Origin of the sequence: Thermomonospora curvata DSM 43183, assembly GCF_000024385.1 — a bacterium.
GTDB lineage: Bacteria > Actinomycetota > Actinomycetes > Streptosporangiales > Streptosporangiaceae > Thermomonospora > Thermomonospora curvata.
Genome location: NC_013510.1, coordinates 2,621,247 through 2,640,282 on the forward strand (window position 1 = coordinate 2,621,247; position 19,036 = coordinate 2,640,282).

A 19,036-nucleotide genomic window follows, 5' to 3' on the forward strand; every position below is an offset into this window, starting at 1 on the left:
CGTCCGGATGAGCGTTCCCGTCTTCAACCACCTGTCCCTGCCGTCCAACGACAACGTCAACCCCTACGCCTTCTGCGTGGACCTCAACGGGCAGTGGTTCGCCCAGAAGGGCAAGATGATCGCCTACTACGGGCAGATCCGTTTCGAGTCGCTGTCGGCCGGGCCGCTGGACGCGCTGGTCGCCGCCCACTTCCACTCGCCGCTGTATGCCCGGGACTGGATCGTGGCGCAGGGGCAGGGCAAGCTGCTGCTGGCCGACCGGGGCTTTGACGTCAACTCCTACGACCTCACCGACGGCAACCTCACCGTGCGGGCCGGCAACCTGCTGGCTTTTGAGCCCACGTTGGAGCTCAAGCAGTCGATCGTCCCCGGGTTCCTCACGCTGATCGGCACCGGGCGTTTCATCGCCGCCTCCAACGGCCCGGTGCACTTCGTCGAGCCGCCCATCCGGGTGGACCCGCAGGCGCTGCTGGGCTGGGCCGACTGCCCGTCCCCCGCCCACCACTACGACCACTCCTACATGCGGGGGGTGCTGGGCACGGCCCGTGCGCTCTTCGGCATCGGCGGCACGTCCGGGGAGGAGCACCAGTTCGACTTCACCGGCCAGGGCACGGTGCTGATGCAGTCGTCGGAGACGGTCAGGGACGGCGACGCCGTGCTGCGCGACCTGGAGCACCAGATCGGCATGCTGGGCGTTCCCGGCCTGCGGCGCCTGCAGCGCGTCATCGCCCAGCGCCTCGCCGCCGAACGGGACTGACCGGCCGCGCCGGCGCCTTGGCGTGCGTACCGGTTCCGTCACGAGGGGTCCCGTACACTGATCGGGTGCCGCTCCTGATCTGACAGGCCCTCCAACGCGCCGCCGACCGCCCCCGGCGCGTTTGCCGCCCTGCCGGCCGCCCTCGGCCCTGCCTGTCCCCGCCACCCGTTCACGAGCGGCCGCATCGTGTCGTGGGGAGCCCTGTCACTGTGATCACTGCCACCGATATCGAGTTGCGGGCCGGTGCCCGACTGCTGATCGAGAAGGCCACCTTCCGGGTCAACCCCGGCGACCGGGTGGGGCTGGTGGGCCGCAACGGCGCCGGCAAGACCACCTTGACCAGGGTGCTGGCCGGCGAGGCGCTGCCGGCCGCGGGCACGGTCACCCGGTCCGGTTCGATCGGCTACCTGCCGCAGGATCCGCGGGAGGTGGATCTGGAGGAGTCGGCCCGCGACCGGATCCTGTCGGCCCGCGGGCTGGATGAGGTCATCCGCGGGCTGCGCGCCGCCGAACAGGCCATGGCCACCGCCACCGGCGCCGAACGGGACCGCGCGGTGCGCCGCTACGGGCGCCTGGAGGACCGGCTGCACGTGCTGGGCGGGTACGCCGCCGAGGCCGAGGCCGCCGCCATCGCCTCCAGCCTGGGGCTGCCGGACCGGGTGCTGAACCAGCCGCTGGGCACGCTGTCGGGCGGCCAGCGGCGGCGGGTGGAGCTGGCCCGGATCCTGTTCTCCGGCGCCGAGACGCTGCTGCTGGATGAGCCCACCAACCACCTGGACGCCGACTCCATCGTGTGGCTGCGGGATTTCCTGCGCTCGCACACCGGTGGGCTGGTGGTCATCAGCCACGATGTGGGGCTGCTGGAGGCCGTGGTCAACCGGGTGTTCCACCTGGACGCGGGCCGCTGCGTGATCGATGTCTACAACGTCGGCTGGAAGGCGTACCTGGCCCAGCGCGAGACCGACGAGCGGCGGCGCAAACGCGAGCAGGCCAACGCCCAGCGGCAGGCGGCGGCGCTGATGGCCCAGGCCGACAAGATGCGCGCCAAGGCCACCAAAGCCAAGGCCGCCCAGCAAATGGACCGGCGCGCCCGGCAGTTGCTGGCCTCGGTGGAGGGTGAACGCAAGTCCGATCGAGTGGCGAAAATCCGTTTTCCGGATCCGGCTCCTTGTGGGCGGACACCGCTCATCGCGGAGGGATTGTCGAAATCCTACGGATCTTTGGAGATTTTCACCGATGTGAACCTGGCCATCGACCGCGGCAGCCGGGTGGTGGTGCTGGGGTTGAACGGCGCCGGCAAGACCACTTTGCTGCGCCTGCTGGCGGGGGTGGACAAGCCCGACACCGGCCGGGTGATCGCCGGTCATGGCCTGAAACTGGGCTACTACGCCCAGGAGCACGAGACGCTGGAGGCCGGGCGCACGGTATTGGAGAACATGCGTTCGGCCGCGCCCGACCTGCCCGAGGTCGAGGTCCGCAAGATCTTGGGATCGTTCCTGTTCAGCGGCGATGACGTGGACAAACCCGCCGGGGTGCTCTCCGGCGGGGAGAAGACCCGCCTGGCGCTGGCCACGCTGGTGGTCTCCAGCGCCAATGTGCTGCTGCTGGACGAGCCGACCAACAACCTCGATCCGGCCAGCCGTCAGGAGATCTTGTCGGCGTTGCGCACCTTCACCGGAGCCATCGTCTTGGTGACTCATGATGAGGGCGCGGTGGAGGCGCTCCAACCGGAAAGGGTGATTTTGCTGCCGGATGGTGTTGAGGACATCTGGAGTGACGAGTTTGCCGATCTGGTGGCACTTGCGTGACCGCCTTGGCAAGGGAAGCAGATCTTTTCTGGCGTAGTGGGTAGCCGATCGGCCGGGAATGACTGATCATGGCGGGGGATAACGCAGCGGTCACCACATCACTACGGGAGGTACTCGTGGCCGAGACCCTTAAGAAGGGCACCCGCGTGACCGGTGCCGAGCGCGACAAGCTGGCGGCGGAACTCAAGAAGAGGTACGACTCCGGCGAGAGCATCCGCGCCCTGGCTGCCGCCACCGGCCGCTCCTACGGCTTCATCCACCGGATCCTCACCGAGTCGGGTGTCAACCTGCGTGGCCGCGGCGGCGCCACGCGCGGCAAGAAATCCTGACGCGTCCCTCCGGGACGGTCCCAGAAAACCGGCAGGCGTGCCTCGGGCGCCCGGTATCGCGCCCGGCTCCGCGTCCCGCCTCCGGGGGCGCCGCACAACGCCCTCGGAGGACGGAGACGCCTGTGCCCGCATCCCGCCGCCCCGGCCGACCGAGTATGGTTCGGTCGCGGCGGCGGACAGGCGGGCGCCCGGTCCACCGTGACGCCGCCGCGAGGTGAAGGCGGAAAAGGAGGCGTCCTGGTGGACACCGGCACGAAGCAGGCCGCCGTGGTACCGGCCGAGGACCTGGCGCAGGCCGGGCTCCTGCTGGACATCGACGGCCCGGTGGCGACGATCACGCTGAACCGGCCCGACAAGCGCAACGCGATGACGTTCGCCATGTGGCGGACGCTGGCGCGCATCGGCGACGCGCTGCCCGGCTCGGTGCGGGTGGTGGTCGTGCGCGGGGCCGGCAAGGCGTTCTCGGCGGGCATCGATTTGAGCATGTTCTCCTCGCCCGAGGGGCCGCGCGGCGACGACCCGGAGGCGGGAGACCGGTTCATCGCCGAACTGCAGGCCGGCTACACCTGGCTGCGCCGGCCGGAGATCGTCTCGATCGCGGCGGTGCACGGCTACGCCATCGGCGCCGCCTTCCAGCTGGCGCTGTCCTGCGACCTGCGGGTGATGGCCGAGGACGCCTGGCTCTGCATGAAGGAGCCCGCCCTGGGACTGGTGCCGGACCTGACCGGCACCAAGCCGCTGGTGGACATCGTCGGGGTGCACCGGGCGATCGACATCTGCCTGACCGCCCGCAAGGTGCCCGCCGAGGAGGCGGCCCGGCTCGGCCTGGCCGAGCGGGTGGTGCCGGCCGCCGAGCTGGAGACGGCGGTGCGGGAGCTGACCGGCGCCCTGCTGGCGGTCGACGCCGGGGCGGCGGTGGCCACCAAGCGGCTGCTGTGGCAGGCCCCCGGCAACACTCTGGAGGAGCAGTGCGCGGCCGAGCGGCGCGAGCAGCTGGCGCGGCTGCGGGCGCTGCGCGGCAACTGACCGCGGTAACCGAAGCGGCGTGCGCAAAGGGGGTCCGGCGGCCGGCGCCGGGCCCCTCTCGCCATGACGGCGGGATGTTCTTTTCGCCCTCGGCTGAGCAGGGAAGCAGTCCGGTGCCCGGTACGTTGAGTTCGGGCATCGGACTGATTACTTGATTACGCACGGGGAGGCCGATGTGGGAATGCCGGGCATGCCGGGCAACGGCTGGCAGCTGATGGCGTCCTACCGCAGGGACCGCTCGGTCACCCGGCAGAAGCTCAAGCCCGGCACCGTCCGGCGGATCGCCGGCTACGCCCGCCCGTACGTGCGGGAGCTGGCGCTGTTCTTGCTGCTGAACGCGCTGGCGGCGGGCATCGTGGTGGCCGGGCCGCTGCTGCTGAAGTCGATCATCGACCGGGGCGTGATCCCCGGCCGGCCCGCCGTGGTGATCTGGCTGGCGGTGGCCGTGGCGGCGCTGGCCCTGGTGGAGGCGGTGCTGTCGCTGGTGCAGCGGTGGTATTCGGCCCGCATCGGCGAGGGCCTCATCTACGACCTGCGCACCCAGGTGTTCGACCACGTGCAGCGCATGCCGGTGGCGTTCTTCATGCGGGCGCAGACCGGCTCGCTGGTCAGCCGGCTCAACACCGACGTGATCGGCGCCCAGCGGGCGCTGACCACCACCTTGTCGTCGGTGGTCTCCAACGTGATCAGCCTGATCCTGGTGCTGGGCGCCATGTTCTGGCTGTCGTGGCAGGTCACCGTGATCGCGCTGGTGCTGCTGCCGGTCTTCATCGTCCCGGCCAAATGGGTGGGCCGGCGGCTGCAGCGCATCAGCCGCGAGCAGATGCAGCTGGACGCGGAGATGAGCTCGCTGATGACCGAGCGCTTCAACGTGGCCGGGGCGATGCTGGCCAAGCTGTACGGGCGCCCGGAGGAGGAGTCGGCCATGTTCGCCGAGCGGGCCGGCCGGGTGCGCGACATCGGCGTGGTGTCGGCGATGTACGGGCGGGTCTTCTTCGTGGCGCTCACCCTGGTGGCCGCGCTGGCCACCGCCATGACCTACGGCGTCGGCGGCCTGCTGGTGGTGGACGGCACGCTGCAGCTGGGCACGCTGGTGGCGCTGGCGGCGCTGCTGACCCGCATGTACGGGCCGCTGACGGCGCTGTCCAACGTGCAGGTGGACGTGATGACCGCGCTGGTCAGCTTCGACCGGGTCTTTGAGGTGCTGGACCTGAAACCGATGATCGACCAGCGCCCGGGGGCGGTCCCGCTGGCCGCCGCCGGCTCCGGGCAGGCCCTGCGGGTGGAGTTCGACCACGTCACCTTCCGCTACCCGGCGGCCGAGGAGGTCTCGCTGGCCTCGCTGGAGTCCATCGCCCGCACCGACACCACCCCCGCCCGCACGGTGCTGCGCGATGTGAGCTTCACCGTCGAACCCGGCCAGATGGTCGCCCTGGTCGGCCCGTCCGGCGCGGGCAAGACCACCATCACCCACCTGGTGTCGCGGCTGTACGACGTCACCGACGGCGCGGTGCGGATCGGCGGGCGGGACGTGCGCGACCTGACCCTGGAGTCGCTGCGGCGGACCGTCGGCGTCGTCACCCAGGACGCCCACCTCTTCCACGACTCCATCCGGGCCAACTTGCGCTATGCCCGCCCGGACGCCACCGAGGAGGAGATCGTCCAGGCGCTCAAGGACGCCCACATCTGGGACCTGGTCGCCGCCATGCCCGACGGGCTGGACACCGTGGTGGGCGACCGCGGCTACCGGCTGTCGGGCGGGGAGAAGCAGCGCCTGGCCATCGCCCGGCTGCTGCTGAAGGCCCCCTCGGTGGTGATCTTGGACGAGGCCACCGCGCACCTGGACTCTGAGTCGGAGGCGGCGGTGCAGCGCGCCCTGGCCACCGCGCTGTCCGGGCGGACCTCGCTGGTGATCGCCCACCGGCTGTCGACGATCCGGGAGGCCGACCAGATCCTGGTGGTCGACGCCGGCCGGATCGTCGAGCGCGGCAGGCACGAGGAGCTGCTGCTGGCCGGCGGCCTGTACGCCGAGCTGTACCGCACCCAGTTCGCCTCCCAGGCCTCCGGCGGGGGCCGCAGCCCGGAGCCGCTGGGCGCCGAATGAACGGTAAGCCCCGCCCATAGCAGATCGTGTATGAAAAGTTACCCCTGGTCGCTGAAGGGGAGCGGGTCAGAGGGTAGATCTCATGCCGTGATCAGTGGGACGGCCGCGGCCCGGGACGGCCGGTCCGGCGATGATCACCGGTGCGGTACCGGGAAGCGACGGCTCCGCTTCGCCGCCCGGTGACCTCGCCGTCGAGCGGCCGTCACCGGGATGCGGGACGGTCGGGACGCACGACCGGCACGCCGCGGCCGTCCCGGCGCTCCCCGGCCGGCTTCCGGGCGCGGCCTGCGGCGGTGGAAACGAAGGGGGTGAGCATCCATGCGTCCGACGCGTCCGACCATCAAGATCACCAACCCGCTCAAAAGCTGGACCGGCCGCTATGCCCTCCTGCTGATCGGCCTGGGCGCCGCGGGCGTGATGATCGGCTGGGCCGGCCCGGATGCGCTCATGCGGCGCCGCTGAGCCGGTAGCCCAGCCGCTGCAGCTCCTTGCCGGCCACCCGCTCCACCTGGATGAGCTGTTTGGGGGTCAGCCGCCGGCGCCAGGCCCCCACGCCGCCGTCCCCGTTCTCCCCGGGCCGCACCAGCCCCGTCAGCGCGTTCTTGGGGATCGGGGCGCCCAGGTACTCCGACAAGGTCTCCACCACCTGACCCGGCCGGCTGATCAGATCCTCATAGCGCACCGTCAGCAGCTGGTCCTCGGGGACCTGGGCGCGCAGCCGGGCGCTCAGCCGCACCGAGCCGCGCCAGCGCAGCGCGCATTTGACCGCCATGGCCGCCTTGGGCCAGCGGGACCGGTCGGTGAAGTCCTCCACCCCCAGGAACGGGTTGGGGAAGACCTCCTCCAAATTGGCCACCCCCGGCTTGAACCAGGCCAGGCAGCGCTCGTCGGTCAGCATCCCGGCCACCACGTCCCGCCCGTCCCTGATCACCTGCAGCAGCTGGGCGTCGGGGAAGGCGTCCAGCAGCACATCGGCGCTGTAGATCAGGTCGGGGGAGGCGTCGGCGAACCGCTGCACCCGCCCCGGCTCGGTGCACACCTGTCCGGAGCGCACGGCGTCCTCTGCGGTCTCGGCGGGCGGCAGCCCGGCCAGAGTCCGGCACTCGGCCGGGCACTGGGCGCAGCCCCAGGGGGAGATCTGCCAGGCCTCGGCGTAGGCGTCCCGCAGCACCCGTGCGGCGCCCCGGCCGCGTTCGCTGGCGATCGTCGGCCGCCGGGCGAAGGCGTAGGTCACCCGCAGCACCCCGGGACGGCCGACCGTCAGGTGGAACCCCGCGGTCTGCTTGATCGCCCGCGCCAGCAGGTCGGTGCCCGAGTGCGGGGCGCCCAGGACGAACACCGGCCGGCGCACCTTCGTGCCGTTGATCACCAGGATGTGCGGGGCGGGTCTCATGACGATCTCCAGTGTCGCACTCCGTGCAGGGTACCGCCCCATATGTCCCTTTACCGGGCTGCCTGATCACGCGCAGTGCCGACCGGTTCGGCATGGCCGTCGGGCAGACCGAGTGAAGGCGTATTTAGCTCTGTATTCCCGGTATCTCGGGCCTAGCCTGGAGTGCATGGACATGCCCCCGAGCCTCGGCGAGTGGCTGCGCGAGGCCCGTTCGATCACCGTGCTGACCGGGGCCGGGATCAGCACCGACAGCGGCATCCCCGACTTTCGCGGGCCCCAGGGCGTGTGGACCAAGGACCCGTCGGCCGCCGCCTTGTCGTCCCTGGACGCCTACCTGGCCGACCCGCAGGTGCGGCGGCGGGTCTGGCAGGCCCGGCGCGACCATCCCGCCTGGCACGCCGAGCCCAACGCCGCGCACCTGGCCCTGGTGAAGCTGGAACGCGCCGGGCGGCTGCGCGCCATCGTCACCCAGAACATCGACGGGCTGCACCAGGCGGCCGGCTCCAGCCCGAAGACCGTCATCGAGATCCACGGCACGATGCGCGAGGTCGAGTGCCTGGAGTGCGGGCTGCGCACCCCGACGCAGCAGGTCCTGAAACGGCTGGAGGAGGGCGAGGCGGACCCGCCGTGCCTGGAGTGCGGCGGCATCCAGAAAGCGGCCACGATCTCCTTCGGGCAGGCCCTGCGCCCGCAGGTGCTGCAGGCGGCGGTGCGGGCCGCCCGCTCCTGCGACCTGTTCATGGCGGTGGGCACCTCGCTGACCGTGCACCCGGCGGCCGGACTGTGCCTGGAGGCCGTCGAGCACGGCGCGCGGCTGGTGATCGTCAACGCCCAGCCCACTCCCTATGACGGAATCGCCGACGCGGTGCTGCGCGAGCCCATCGGAGAGGCCCTGCCCGGCCTGGTGGAACTGGCCCTACGTGACGATCGGGTCACAGACGGCGGTTCGTGATCGACGAGACTTTCCTTCGTGACCTTCGCCTGCCAAGCTCTACCCCGTCGCGGGAGCTAGGAGGAGTGGATGCGCGGGGGCGCTCTGGACGAGGCGAGCGGCGTGCTGGACTCGTTGGTCGTGCTCGTGGCGGAGAGCCTCGGATACGCCTGCCATCGGCTGCCCGGCGACGTCATGGCGCTGGAGGGACCCACCCGGCTGCACGTCAGCATGCGCAACCTGCGCCAGCTGGCCCGGCTGGTGCCGCGGGACGACTGGCCGGCGCTGGTCTCCGACCACGTCACCACGATCGTGACCGCGATCGAAGAACCGCTGGACCTGTCGGACTTCGAGCTGGCCCAGCACCTGCTGCGCACCCGGATCTACCCGGCCGAGGCCGACAGCCCGGCGCTGGCCGCCCGGTCCTTCGCCCCGGGCCTGATCGAGGTGGTGGTGGTCGACACGCCCACCACCGTCCGCACGGTCACCGTCGAGGAGATGCGCGGCTGGCCGGTCTCGGGGGATGCGTTGTTCATGCTGGGCCGCGCCAACGTGCGCGCCGATGGACCGTTGCAGGCCGACGAGTCCCACCTGGGCGGCGTGCCGGTGACGGTGCTGCACGGCTGGAGCTTTTATGCCGCCACCCACCTGGCCTGGCTGGAGGAGTACGTCGAGATGGGCACCTACGGCGCGCTGGTGATCGCGCCGAACCGCAGCCTCATCATGGCGCACCCCATCCGGCCCCGGGCCGGCCACCGTGCCGCGGTGGCGGCGGTCCGGGAACTGCACCTGCACGCGCGGCGGGCCTATGAGGAGGGCCCCGGCTCCCTCAGCCCTCACCTGTACTGGTGGCACGCCGGACGGCTGAACCTGCTGGAGATCCGCTACGAGGGCGGGGTGCCGGTGCTGCCGCGCGGCTTTTCGAACGTGCTGGCCACCTTGGGCGCCGATTCTTGAAAAACGGCCCCTACATGGGTCTTTCCCTGCCGTCCGGAACGTGCGACCTTGTCAGGAAGAAGGAGATCCTCCTTCACCGACCCCGTGCCGGAGGGTGGGCTATGCGGATTCGCGACATCTTGCGCACCAAGGGGAGCTCGGTGGCCACGGTGGAACCCACCGCCACCGTCCGGGAACTGCTGGCCAAGCTGGCCGAGCTCAACATCGGCGCCGTGGTGGTCTCCCCGGACGGGGCCACCATCGCCGGGATCGTCTCCGAACGGGACGTGGTCCGCCGGCTGCACGAGCGGGGCGCCGCCCTGCTGGACGCCCCCGTCAGCGACATCATGACCGCCGAGGTGCGCACCTGCGCCCCGGAGGCGGCCGTGGACGAGCTGCGCAAGACCATGACCGAGCACCGGATCCGGCATGTGCCGGTGGTCAGCGGCGGGCGCATGGTCGGGCTGGTGAGCATCGGCGACGTCGTCAAAAGCGCCATCGACGAACTGGAGACCGAACGCGAGCACCTGGTCGGCTACCTGCACGGCTGAGCGCAGGCCCGGGCGCCGGGACCTAGACGTAGGCCGGCAGCGGACGCGCCAGGGGAGAGGTCTGCGTCCGGGCATGGGCGCCGGCCAGCCGCTCCACGGCCGTGCGCAGGGTCTGCGGGGGCAGCACATACGGCAGGCGCAGGCAGTCCTCCAGCACCCCGTCCACTCCGAAGACCGGTCCCGGCACCACCCGCACCCCGTGCCGCCAGGCCCGCTCGGCCACCGGCGTCGCCACCGGGGCCTCCAGCCGCACCCACAGGCTCATCCCGCCGCGCGGCAGGGTGAACTCCCACTCCGGCAGCAGCTCGCGCAGCGCCCCGGCCAGGGCGTCGCGGCTGCGCGTCAGCTCCTGCGCCCGCTCCGCCCGCACCTGCTCGATGCGCTCCAGCAGCCGCCAGGCGACCAGCTGCTCCAGCACCGGGCTGGCCAGGTCGACCGACGCGCGGGCGGCGATCAGCCGGCGCACCAGCGGGGCGCCGGCCCGGATCCAGCCGATGCGCAGGCCGCCCCACATCAGCTTGGAGGCCGAGCCGATGCTGATCACCCGGCCGCCGGTGTCGTGGGCGGCCACCGGACGCGGCCGGGGCGCCGCCGGATCCAGTGACAGCTCGCTGAAGGACTCATCGACGATGAGCAGCGCGTCGGCGCTGCGGGCGGCCGCCACCAGCGCGGCCCGCCCGGCGTCGTCCAGCAGATGACCGGTGGGGTTCTGGAAGTCGGGGATCAGGTAGGCCAGCCTGGCCGCGGCCTGCCGCATGCTCGCCGCCACCAGCTCCAGATCCCACCCCTCGCCGACCCCCACCGGCACCAGCCGTCCCCCGCAGCGCCGGAGGGCCTCCAGCGCGTGCGGGTAGGTGGGGCGTTCGATCAGCACGGCGTCGCCCGGCGTCACCAGCACGTGCGCCAGCAGCGAGATCGCCTGCTGGGCCCCGGTGGTCACCACGATCTGGTCGGGGCGGGTGGGGGCGCCCAGCTCGGTGTAGCGGGCGGCGATGGCCTCGCGCAGCACCGCCAGCCCGGTGGGCTCATAGCCGTGGCCGGTGCTGTGGCGCGGCAGCTCGGCCATGGCCTCGGCCGCCGCCTCCGCCAGGCAGGACGGGGCGGCGGGCGCGGCGCAGCCCAGGTCGATGAGGTCCTCGTCGGGGCGTTCGTCGGCCGAGCCCAGCGGCCCCAGGCGGCCCACGGCCCGGTGCGGCGCCGGCCGGTCCGCCGCCGGCAGCGCGGTCCAGCTTCCCGCCCCCTGCCGGCTCTCCACATAGCCCTCGGCGCGCAGCCGGTCGTAGGCGGCGGTCACCGTGGTCCGGCTGACCCCGAGCGCGGCGGCCAGGTCCCGCTCGGCCGGCAGCCGCATCCGCGGCGGCAGCCCTCCGCTGAGCACCAGTTCACGCACCGCCCGGGCCAGGGCGACATAGCGGGGACGCTCCCGCGGCGGCTCGCCCAGCAGCCGGGCGAGCTGCGGACCGCTGATGTACCGCGCACTCATGAAGGCCACTTTTGTGGATTGGCTCTTAAAAGGCAAGCCGGAAAGGGGCCATTCTGCTGACCGGCGGCCTTGGCCCGTCGATCCCCGTCTCGTTCGAAGGACCCCGTGCCGATCGTGTTCGCCCTCCTGGCCCCGAGATTCGGCGTCGACTCGCGAGACGGCCTGGACTGGAGGCCGGGCCGCCCGCCATGGCTGCGGGACTGCGGGCGCCGTCGGAACGGAACGGAGAAATGGCCTTGCTGATTCGCCGGCTGATCCAGCTCTACATCGGATTGGCCTTCTATGGTCTTGGAATCGCCCTGCAGGTGGCCTCGGGCCTGGGCAACGACCCGTGGGACGTGTTCCACCAGGGGCTGTCCCGGCGGCTGGGGCTGTCCATCGGCGCCTGGATCATCATCGTCGGCGCCCTGGTGATGCTGCTGTGGATCCCGCTGCGGCAGCGGCCCGGCCTGGGCACCCTCAGCAACGCGCTCTTCGTGGGGCTGTTCACCGACCTGTTTTCGGCCCTGCTGCCCGACCCCCGCTCCCTCGCGATGCGGTGGGCGTACCTGGTCACGGCGATCGTCGTCGGCGGTTTCGCCACCGGCTGCTACATCGGCGCCGGGCTCGGCCCCGGCCCGCGGGACGGCCTGATGACCGGGCTGGCGGCGCGCGGCCATTCCATCCGGGTGGTCCGCACCGCCATCGAGGTGACGGTGCTGGGCGCGGGCTGGCTGCTGGGCGGCACGGTGGGCGTCGGCACGCTGCTGTATGCGGTCGCCATCGGCCCGCTGGCGCACGTCTTCATCCCGGCGCTGCAGATCGAAGGGCGCGCCGGGGGAGGGGAGGGGCGGCCCCGGCCGTCCCGGGCCGGCGAGCCGCACCTCCCCCCACTAGATGATCTACAACGTAAAGGCGTCGGTCAGGAGGGCGCCTGACCCCGCCGGGGCGTCTCCGCCCCGTCCTCCACCCGGGCGATGTGCTCGCTCACCCAGCGGGCGATCACCGAAGGGTGGGTGCGCGGCACCCAGTGCGCGGCCTCGATCCGCCGCAGCGTCAAATTCGGCGCCCACGCGCGCAGCCCGCCCACCAGGTAGGGGGAGACGAACACGTCCCGCATCGGCACGATCACCTGGGTGGGCACGTCCGTGCGCCGCTCCCGCGGGTCGCGCAGCCGGGCCCGCACGTTGGCCCGGTACAGGCCCAGCCCGGCCACCGCATCGGCGGCCGAGGTCCCCGAGGGGCGGTTGCCGTGCCGCAGCGGCCCTGCGCCCCGGCGCAGGATGCGGCGCAGCGGCTGAGCCAGGCCCGCCCGCCACAGCGCCTCCGGCAGCACCGGCACCTGGAACCAGGAGATGTACCACGAGCGCACCGCCTGCTCGGCGGCCATGCGCAGATTGCGGGGGGAGGGACGGGCCAGCCGGCTGCGCAGCCAGTGCCCCACGTGGTCCAGGCAGGGGCCGGAGATCGAGGTGAAGGAGGCGAAACGCTCCGGCATGGTGCACACCGCCTCCCACGCCTGGATGGAGCCCCAGTCGTGACCCACCAGGTGCACCGGCCCGCCGGGCGCGGCCTCCTCCAGCACCGCGCGCAGATCCGCCACCAGGTGCTCCAGCGCATACCAGGCCGTCCCGGCCGGATGCGAGGAGGCCCCGGCGCCGCGCACGTCGTAGCGGACGATGTGGAAACGCTCGGCGAGGCGGGCGGCGACCCCGTCCCACACGGCGTGCGTGTCGGGGTAGCCGTGCACCAGCACCACCACCGGCCGGCCGGGGTCGCCCTGCCGGTACACCGCCAGCTCCACCGCCTGCGCGCCGGAACGGGAGCGCACCCGGCTCCGGGCGACCTGCTCACCCAAGCCATTGGACATTGTGTCAATGAACCGTGCGGGCAGGCCGCCGGTCAAGCCGCTGCGGCGGTGACGCCCGTTACACGCGCGCCCGCCTGTCCGGGTCGGGTCTAGTACGGGTTGTAGCCGGCGGCGCGGGCGGCCGGGGAACGCATCAGGTACTCCAGCGCCTTCTGGGTGGAGCACACCTTGGACGGGTGGTGCGAGGGCCGCAGGTAGACCGGGGCCTCACCGAGCAGCAGCTTGAAGATCCCCGGGACCAGGCCCCGGCGCACCGAGCGCCGGTAGGAGCGGTAGACCCGCCACAGCGTCACCTTGCCCTTGACGGTGGGGTCCTGCTTGAGGAACAGCAGCGTCCCGCCGATCAGCGCCCAGTACAGGAAGAACAGCGCCACCAGCCAGGAGGCGACCCGCATCGGGTACTTGCCGCCCAGGTGCCGGTAGACGTCGAACACCACCGAACGGTGCTCGACCTCCTCGGCGCCGTGCCAGCGCAGCAGGTCCAGCATGGTCGGGTCCACCCCGGCCGCGTCCAGCTTGTCGTTGTCCATCACCCACTGGCCGAGCACCGCGGTGTAGTGCTCGATGGCCGCCACCGCGCCGAGCTCGAACAGCAGCCGCTGCTTGTACAGCCGCGGGTGGCGCTTTTTGAGCGCCTCCATCTTGGCGGGCCACTCGGCGTTGCCCTGGGCGGCCGGCTTGGTGACCACGGTGGCGTCGATGCCGTTGGCCAGCAGAAGCTTGTCGATCACTCCCTGGTGCGAGCGGGAGTGCACCATCTCCTGGCCGATGAAGCCCTTGATCTCCTGGCGCAGCCGCTCGTCGGTGATGTAGGGCATGGCGGCCTTGACGCAGTTGATGAACCACTTCTCGCCCTCGGGCAGCACCACATGGAAGGAGTTGATCATGTGGGTGGCCACCGGGTCGCCCGGGATCCAGTGCAGCGGGGTGTTCTCCCAATCGAACGAGACCCGCCGGGTCTTGATCGGAGGATGCCGTTCGTCGATCTGCGGCACGGCTCCCTCGGCTCCCAACGGGCTGGTCATTTCCTCTCCTCACATCGACGTGTTCTGCTCCCGCCGAGCGGGACGCATGGGGTCACAGTCACCCTTAGGGGAAGAAGTCAAGACCTATACGGAAAAGTCCGCTTGGCTGCAGGGCCACAAAATACCGGCCCGCTTTGGCTGCCGGGTGACAAGCGGCCGGCGGCGCAAGAGCCACAAGGCCCGTCCCGGACCTTCGGCGGCCGCTCTTTCCGGGCCGGACGGCGTCACGGCCGGGTGGCGGTCCCGGCCCGCGGGGTGAGACGGTCCCGGACGCCCGCCGCGGAAAGTCCCCCCACGGACGGGACAACGGACACTGGGCGGCGGGACGGACGGGCGGAGATCGTCGGGGAGTACGACCGGACAACGCCTCAAGGAACGTCGATGCGCAAGCTCCTGGCTCCCGCCCTGCTCGGCACCGCGCTGGTCGCCGGGCTCACCACCGGCTGCACCGACCTGCTGGACAAGAAGGTGACCGCCGCGGAGGTGGAATCCCAGATCAGCGACAAGCTGGCCGACCAGCTCGGCGGACGGCCCCGCTCGGTGAGCTGCCCGGCCGACCTGCGCGGCGAGGTCGGCGCGACCCTGCGATGCGACCTGGTCACCGCCGACGGCACCGAGCGGATCGTCAACGTCACCGTCACCGGCGTCGACGGCGACCGGATCAGCTACGACATCAACTCCCCGGCGCCGCGGCAGACCACGGCGCCCGCCCCCTCCGGCGGCGTGCCGCTGCTGACCCAGGCGCAGGTGGAGGCCGAGGCGCTGCGGCAGCTGGCCCCCCGGCTGGACGGCGACCCGCGCTCGGTGGTCTGCCCCGGCGACCTGCGCGGTGAGGTCGGCGCGACCATGCAGTGCGACCTGCACTTCACCGACGGCACCTGGCGGGCGGTCACCATCACGGTGACCTCGGTGGCGGGCACCACCGTCAACTTCGACATCCGGCTCAGCTGAGCCGCTGCGGCGACGGGACGGCCGGTGATCTTCGGACGCGTGAGCGCCGCCTGACCGTGGGAAAGACGATGCGCGGACTCCTGGCCTGCGCCCTGCTGTGCGCCGTGACGGCGATCGGGTGCGCCCTGCCGCCGCTCGGCCCCTCCCCGATCCCCAAGGCCGAGCTCGAACGGCGGATCGCACGGGAACTGACCGGCTGGGTCGGCCGGGTCCGCTCGGTGAACTGCCCCAGGGACCTGACCGGCGCGCCCATCGGCGGCATGACGTGCGACCTGACCACCGTCAACGGGACCGCGTGGGTGGCCTACGTGCACGTCCTGTCGGTGCAGGACGGCCGGATCGCATACAACGCCTACACCCTGCACACGGTGACGCTCCCTCCCGCCGCCCAAGGGGGAGCGGGCAGGCCCGTGATCGAACGGGCGCGCATGGAGGCCGGGCTGCTGCGGCGGCTGACCTCACGGCTGGAGGCCGGGATGCTGCGCGCCGTGACCTGCCCCGGCGACCTGGCCGCCGAGCGGGGCGAGAGCACGGCCTGCGTGCTGCACTACGCCGATGGGGTCGACCGGAAGGCCCAGGTCACGGTGCGCGGCGGAAGCGGGGCGGCGGGGCGGGGCGCCGGCGTCCCCGTGGAGGTCATGCTGGGCTGACGCCGCGGACGCCCGCTCAGCCGCCGAAGCCGCTCCAGCCGCCGGAATCGTCCCGTCCGCGCCGCCGGTCGCCCCAGAGCCGGCGGCGCAGCGGACGCTCCCGCGCCGCGCCGGGAACGGTGATCGCCTCGACCTTCGGCGGGGCCACGCAGATCAGGGTGGCGCGGGCGTGCGCGGCGCAGTGGCGCTGCACCGACGGCCGCAGCAGCCGCGACAGCGGGCCCCGCGAGGCGCGCCCCACCACCAGGATGTCCTCCTCGCGCGCCAGCCGGACCAGCGCGTCCCCCGGGGAGCCCAGCAGCGTCATCCCCGACACCCGCACGGTGCCGCACCCGCCGCCCTCCCGCAGCTCGGCCAGCAGCCGGGAGACCAGCTCGCCGCCCACATCGCGCAGCCCGCACACCGCGCCGTGCCCGGGGACCCCCACCGCCGCCGGGTAGGCCGGAATGGGCGCCACGTGCACCACCAGCAGTTCCATCCCGCGCAGCCGGGCCTCTCCGAGCGCCCACGACAGCGCCCACCGCGAGGTCTCCGAGTCGTCCACGCCGACGATCACGCGCGGGGGAGCGGCGGTTGTCTCGGTCACGGTGGCCTCCTGGAGTCCTGGAGTCCAGGTTCGCGGCACCGGCGCTTCAAGGGAAGCCCTTCACTTCACTGTACTCGCGCGCTTCGCCCCGCCGGCCGGTTCGCCGTGACCCGCCCAAGCCGCCGCGGCGAGGGCTCAGGGCCGGAGCACCACTTTGACGGCGCCGTCCTGCTTCTTCTGGAAGATCTCATAGCCGTAGGGGGCCTGTTCCAGCGGCAGCCGGTGGGTGGCCAGGTCCTCGGTGCCCAGCGGGTCGGCCTCATCGGTCACCAGCGGCATCAGGTCGTCCACCCACCGCTTGACGTGGGCCTGCCCCATCCGCAGCGTGACGCCCTTGTCGAACATCCGCAGCATCGGCAGCGGGTCGGCCATCCCCCCGTACACCCCGATGACGGAGATGGTGCCGCCGCGCCGGACCGCCTCGATCGCCTGGTGCAGCGCCGCCAGCCGGTCGATCCCGGCCCGCGACATCAGCGGGGCGGCGGCCCGGTCCGGCAGCAGCCCGGTCACCGTCTGCGCCAGCTTGGCGCCGGGGGAGCCGTGCGCCTCCATCCCCACCGCGTCGATCACCGAGTCGGCGCCGCGGCCGCCGGTCATCTCCCGGATCGTCTCGGCGGCCGCATCGACCCGCCCGGGGTCCAGCACCCGGACGCCGTGCCGCTCGGCCATCGCGATCCGCTCGGGCACCGGCTCCACCCCGATGACCCGGTACCCCAGGTGACGGGCGATGCGGGCGCACATCTGCCCGATCGGCCCGAGCCCGAAGACCGCCACGGTGCCGCCGTCGGGGACGTCGGCCCACTGCACCGCCTGCCAGGCGGTGGGCAGCACGTCCGATAGGTACAGGAACCGTTCGTCCGGGGGTCCCTGGGGGACCTTGATCGGCCCGAAGTGCGCCTGGGGCACCCGCAGGTACTCGGCCTGCCCGCCGGGCACCTCCCCGTACAGCTTGGTATAGCCGAACAGCGCCGCCCCCATGCCGTGGTCGCGGACCTGGGTGGTCTCGCACTGGGCGTACAGCTCGCGGTCGCACATGTGGCAGCGGCCGCAGGCGATGTTGAACGGGATCACCACCCGGTCGCCGGGCTTGATATGGGCGACTTCGGCGCCCACCTCCTCCACGATCCCCATCGGCTCGTGGCCGAGGACGTCGCCTTCTCCCATGAAGGGCCCGAGCACCTCATACAGGTGCAGGTCCGACCCGCAGATCGCGGTGGAGGTGATCCGCACGATCGCGTCGGTGGGCTCCTTGATCGACGGGTCGGGCACTTCCTCGACCCGTACGTCGCGCTTGCCGTGCCAGGTCACAGCCTTCATGAGTGCCCCTTCGGCCGCCTCGCCGTGCACGGCGCGGCCGGCGACGGTCGCCCGCTCACGGCCTTCCGCCACCGCCCTACCCGCCTGTCGTCTCTCAAACGGCCCGGCGATTCCGCCGGAGACGAACGAGGAGGCCTTCGCCCGGCGGGTGCGCGCGCAGCCGCCGCGGGGGCGCGCTGATCTGCCCGTCCACCGGCGGCACCGGCCGTGGTGCGGGCCCGGCGCCCGGCAGGGGGCGCTGACCGGGCCGGTCCCGGGGCCGCCGGCCGGGATGCGCCATGCGGCGCCGGCGGGCGGGCCGTTGACCGTCGCCGGGGACGGCTCGCAGACTCCTTCGGTCTGCTAGGGGGACGGCACCGTCGCCGGTGCCCTCAGCCGGCGGGCCGGACGGCGGCCATGAACGCGGAGAACTCCGCCAGCGACAGTTTCCCGTCCCGGCTGCGGTCGGCGTCCACCATGAACTCCACGGCGCGGACGTGGTCGGCCTCCTGGCCGAGCGCCCGCATCAGGGACTTCACCTCATCCAGCGAGATGTATCCGTCGCCGTCACGGTCGATCATCCGGAACGTGGCGGCGTAATCGTCGGCGCCGGCACCACCGGCGGGCAGATCGTTCGTCACGCCCGGGACGTTAGCAGGTCCCGCTACGCGTCGGCGCACTTGGCGGCGAAGGCGCGCAATCCCGGCAGATCCAGCACGGTGACCCTCCGGTAGGCGGTGGTGACCAGCCCTCTTTCGCGCAGCTCGCCAAAGCCCCGGGCGGCCGTCTCCCGCGAGGCGTCCACCCAGCTGCCCAGGTCGGCCTGTGACAGCGGCGGCAGAATCGCCACCCGCCCGTCGGGGCCGGGCTCGGTGTAGCGCAGCGACAGCTCCGCCAGGTGCACCAGCAGGTGCGCCAGCCGGCAGGTGCCCTCGGCGCCGGCGTGCACCCGCAGCCGGTTGCCCAGCTCGCCCATGCGGTCCACGACCGTCGCCATCAGCGGCCACCAGCAGTGCGGGTTCTCGTCCAGGAACGCCTTGAAACGGACCGCCGGCACGCTCAGCGCCCGGATCGGCACCAGCGGCCGCACCGTGGCCGTGCGCCGGCTGTCGAACATCGCGGAGATCTCGCCGACCAGGTCACCGGGCCCGCGCACGGCCAGCACCACCTCCCGCCCGGTGTGGGTCGGGGAGATCACCTTGGCCCAGCCGTCCAGGATGATGATGACGTGCGTGGAGTCGTCGCCCTCGAAGGTGAGCGGTTCACCGCCGGGACGAAAGGAGCGCATGCGTCCGGCCCGCTGCAAAAAGGCTCGGTCGGCGTCGCTCAGCGCTTCCCAAAAAGGGGCTTTCACCGGCACC

The 19,036-nt window shown here is 72.3% G+C and carries 20 protein-coding genes; 12 read left to right on the forward strand and 8 right to left on the reverse strand.

Features of this window, described 5'->3' with window-relative positions:
• The first annotated feature begins 7 nt into the window (after positions 1–7).
• The 6 genes from TCUR_RS11085 to TCUR_RS27040 all read left to right on the forward strand — a co-directional run bounded on the left by TCUR_RS11085 (position 8) and on the right by TCUR_RS27040 (position 6,486).
• A complete protein-coding gene (locus tag TCUR_RS11085; protein WP_012852587.1) occupies positions 8–757 on the forward strand; it encodes an AIM24 family protein in 750 nt (249 codons plus the stop codon).
• A 209-nt stretch (positions 758–966) separates the two neighbouring features.
• Positions 967–2,565: an ABC-F family ATP-binding cassette domain-containing protein gene (locus tag TCUR_RS11090; protein WP_012852588.1), complete on the forward strand. Its 1,599-nt coding sequence runs from the start codon at positions 967–969 to the stop codon at positions 2,563–2,565.
• A gap of 116 nt (positions 2,566–2,681) precedes the next feature.
• Positions 2,682–2,894, forward strand: a complete 213-nt coding sequence (locus TCUR_RS11095; RefSeq protein WP_012852589.1) for a helix-turn-helix domain-containing protein — start codon at positions 2,682–2,684, stop codon at positions 2,892–2,894.
• Positions 2,895–3,134: 240 nt separating this feature from the next.
• Positions 3,135–3,920: an enoyl-CoA hydratase/isomerase family protein gene (locus tag TCUR_RS11100; protein WP_012852590.1), complete on the forward strand. Its 786-nt coding sequence runs from the start codon at positions 3,135–3,137 to the stop codon at positions 3,918–3,920.
• 190 nt (positions 3,921–4,110) lie between these two features.
• Positions 4,111–6,024: an ABC transporter ATP-binding protein gene (locus tag TCUR_RS11105; protein ID WP_041441549.1), complete on the forward strand. Its 1,914-nt coding sequence runs from the start codon at positions 4,111–4,113 to the stop codon at positions 6,022–6,024.
• 318 nt (positions 6,025–6,342) lie between these two features.
• On the forward strand, positions 6,343–6,486 hold the full coding sequence (locus TCUR_RS27040) for a hypothetical protein (protein WP_012852593.1): 144 nt from the start codon (positions 6,343–6,345) through the stop codon (positions 6,484–6,486).
• Here the strand turns inward: TCUR_RS27040 and TCUR_RS11110 are convergent.
• Positions 6,470–7,417, reverse strand: a complete 948-nt coding sequence (locus tag TCUR_RS11110; protein ID WP_012852594.1) for a sulfotransferase family protein — start codon at positions 7,415–7,417, stop codon at positions 6,470–6,472. The genes TCUR_RS27040 and TCUR_RS11110 overlap by 17 nt on opposite strands.
• A gap of 166 nt (positions 7,418–7,583) precedes the next feature.
• Between TCUR_RS11110 and TCUR_RS11115 the strand changes: the two genes are divergently transcribed.
• The 3 genes from TCUR_RS11115 to TCUR_RS11125 all read left to right on the forward strand — a co-directional run bounded on the left by TCUR_RS11115 (position 7,584) and on the right by TCUR_RS11125 (position 9,835).
• The gene (locus TCUR_RS11115) at positions 7,584–8,369 is read left to right on the forward strand and encodes an SIR2 family NAD-dependent protein deacylase (protein ID WP_041439539.1); all 786 of its coding nucleotides are present in this window, start codon (positions 7,584–7,586) and stop codon (positions 8,367–8,369) included.
• A gap of 69 nt (positions 8,370–8,438) precedes the next feature.
• Positions 8,439–9,305 carry a hypothetical protein gene (locus TCUR_RS11120; RefSeq protein ID WP_012852596.1) on the forward strand — a complete coding sequence of 289 codons (867 nt, stop codon included), beginning with the start codon at positions 8,439–8,441 and terminating at the stop codon, positions 9,303–9,305.
• Between the two features lie 101 nt (positions 9,306–9,406).
• Positions 9,407–9,835, forward strand: a complete 429-nt coding sequence (locus TCUR_RS11125; protein ID WP_012852597.1) for a CBS domain-containing protein — start codon at positions 9,407–9,409, stop codon at positions 9,833–9,835.
• 22 nt (positions 9,836–9,857) lie between these two features.
• Here the strand turns inward: TCUR_RS11125 and yczR are convergent, their stop codons facing one another.
• Positions 9,858–11,318 carry a MocR-like transcription factor YczR gene (gene yczR, locus TCUR_RS11130; protein WP_012852598.1) on the reverse strand — a complete coding sequence of 487 codons (1,461 nt, stop codon included), beginning with the start codon at positions 11,316–11,318 and terminating at the stop codon, positions 9,858–9,860.
• 230 nt (positions 11,319–11,548) lie between these two features.
• Here yczR and yczE point away from each other — a divergent pair, with 230 nt between their 5' ends.
• Positions 11,549–12,235: a membrane protein YczE gene (gene yczE, locus TCUR_RS11135; protein ID WP_012852599.1), complete on the forward strand. Its 687-nt coding sequence runs from the start codon at positions 11,549–11,551 to the stop codon at positions 12,233–12,235.
• Here yczE and TCUR_RS11140 read toward each other — a convergent pair.
• Together TCUR_RS11140 and TCUR_RS11145 are read right to left on the reverse strand one after the other, a co-directional pair.
• On the reverse strand, positions 12,220–13,155 hold the full coding sequence (locus TCUR_RS11140) for an alpha/beta fold hydrolase (RefSeq protein ID WP_245537028.1): 936 nt from the start codon (positions 13,153–13,155) through the stop codon (positions 12,220–12,222). The genes yczE and TCUR_RS11140 overlap by 16 nt on opposite strands.
• A 101-nt stretch (positions 13,156–13,256) precedes the next feature.
• Positions 13,257–14,192, reverse strand: coding sequence for a metal-dependent hydrolase (locus TCUR_RS11145; RefSeq protein WP_012852601.1), 936 nt, complete (start codon positions 14,190–14,192; stop codon positions 13,257–13,259).
• Positions 14,193–14,573: 381 nt separating this feature from the next.
• On the opposite strand from TCUR_RS11145, the gene TCUR_RS27045 reads away from it, so the two are divergent.
• Positions 14,574–15,143 carry a DUF4333 domain-containing protein gene (locus tag TCUR_RS27045; protein ID WP_012852602.1) on the forward strand — a complete coding sequence of 190 codons (570 nt, stop codon included), beginning with the start codon at positions 14,574–14,576 and terminating at the stop codon, positions 15,141–15,143.
• Positions 15,144–15,211: 68 nt separating this feature from the next.
• Positions 15,212–15,793, forward strand: a complete 582-nt coding sequence (locus TCUR_RS11155) for a DUF4333 domain-containing protein (protein ID WP_012852603.1) — start codon at positions 15,212–15,214, stop codon at positions 15,791–15,793.
• A gap of 16 nt (positions 15,794–15,809) precedes the next feature.
• Here the strand turns inward: TCUR_RS11155 and TCUR_RS11160 are convergent, their stop codons facing one another.
• The 4 genes from TCUR_RS11160 to TCUR_RS11175 form a co-directional block, all read right to left on the reverse strand.
• Positions 15,810–16,379 carry a universal stress protein gene (locus tag TCUR_RS11160; protein ID WP_012852604.1) on the reverse strand — a complete coding sequence of 190 codons (570 nt, stop codon included), beginning with the start codon at positions 16,377–16,379 and terminating at the stop codon, positions 15,810–15,812.
• Between the two features lie 135 nt (positions 16,380–16,514).
• Entirely contained in the window at positions 16,515–17,696 is a 1,182-nt protein-coding gene (locus TCUR_RS11165) for a zinc-dependent alcohol dehydrogenase (RefSeq protein WP_012852605.1), read from the reverse strand.
• 371 nt (positions 17,697–18,067) lie between these two features.
• Positions 18,068–18,316, reverse strand: a complete 249-nt coding sequence (locus TCUR_RS11170) for an EF-hand domain-containing protein (protein ID WP_012852606.1) — start codon at positions 18,314–18,316, stop codon at positions 18,068–18,070.
• A 23-nt stretch (positions 18,317–18,339) separates the two neighbouring features.
• A complete protein-coding gene (locus TCUR_RS11175) occupies positions 18,340–19,029 on the reverse strand; it encodes a Crp/Fnr family transcriptional regulator (protein WP_245537029.1) in 690 nt (229 codons plus the stop codon).
• Between the last annotated feature and the right edge of the window lie 7 nt (positions 19,030–19,036).

Excerpts from the sequence above, each read along its gene's own strand:
- TCUR_RS11110 (WP_012852594.1), bottom strand. The coding sequence starts at position 7,417 with ATGAGACCCGCCCCGCACATCCTGGTGATCAACGGCACGAAGGTGCGC.
- yczR (WP_012852598.1), bottom strand. The coding sequence starts at position 11,318 with ATGAGTGCGCGGTACATCAGCGGTCCGCAGCTCGCCCGGCTGCTGGGC.
- TCUR_RS11165 (WP_012852605.1), bottom strand. The coding sequence starts at position 17,696 with ATGAAGGCTGTGACCTGGCACGGCAAGCGCGACGTACGGGTCGAGGAA.
- TCUR_RS11105 (WP_041441549.1), top strand. The coding sequence starts at position 4,111 with ATGCCGGGCAACGGCTGGCAGCTGATGGCGTCCTACCGCAGGGACCGC.
- TCUR_RS11120 (WP_012852596.1), top strand. The coding sequence starts at position 8,439 with ATGCGCGGGGGCGCTCTGGACGAGGCGAGCGGCGTGCTGGACTCGTTG.
- yczE (WP_012852599.1), top strand. The coding sequence starts at position 11,549 with ATGGCCTTGCTGATTCGCCGGCTGATCCAGCTCTACATCGGATTGGCC.
- TCUR_RS11115 (WP_041439539.1), top strand. The coding sequence starts at position 7,584 with ATGGACATGCCCCCGAGCCTCGGCGAGTGGCTGCGCGAGGCCCGTTCG.
- TCUR_RS11125 (WP_012852597.1), top strand. The coding sequence starts at position 9,407 with ATGCGGATTCGCGACATCTTGCGCACCAAGGGGAGCTCGGTGGCCACG.
- TCUR_RS27040 (WP_012852593.1), top strand. The coding sequence starts at position 6,343 with ATGCGTCCGACGCGTCCGACCATCAAGATCACCAACCCGCTCAAAAGC.
- TCUR_RS11145 (WP_012852601.1), bottom strand. The coding sequence starts at position 14,192 with ATGACCAGCCCGTTGGGAGCCGAGGGAGCCGTGCCGCAGATCGACGAA.
- TCUR_RS11085 (WP_012852587.1), top strand. The coding sequence starts at position 8 with ATGAGCGTTCCCGTCTTCAACCACCTGTCCCTGCCGTCCAACGACAAC.
- TCUR_RS11155 (WP_012852603.1), top strand. The coding sequence starts at position 15,212 with ATGCGCGGACTCCTGGCCTGCGCCCTGCTGTGCGCCGTGACGGCGATC.
- TCUR_RS27045 (WP_012852602.1), top strand. The coding sequence starts at position 14,574 with ATGCGCAAGCTCCTGGCTCCCGCCCTGCTCGGCACCGCGCTGGTCGCC.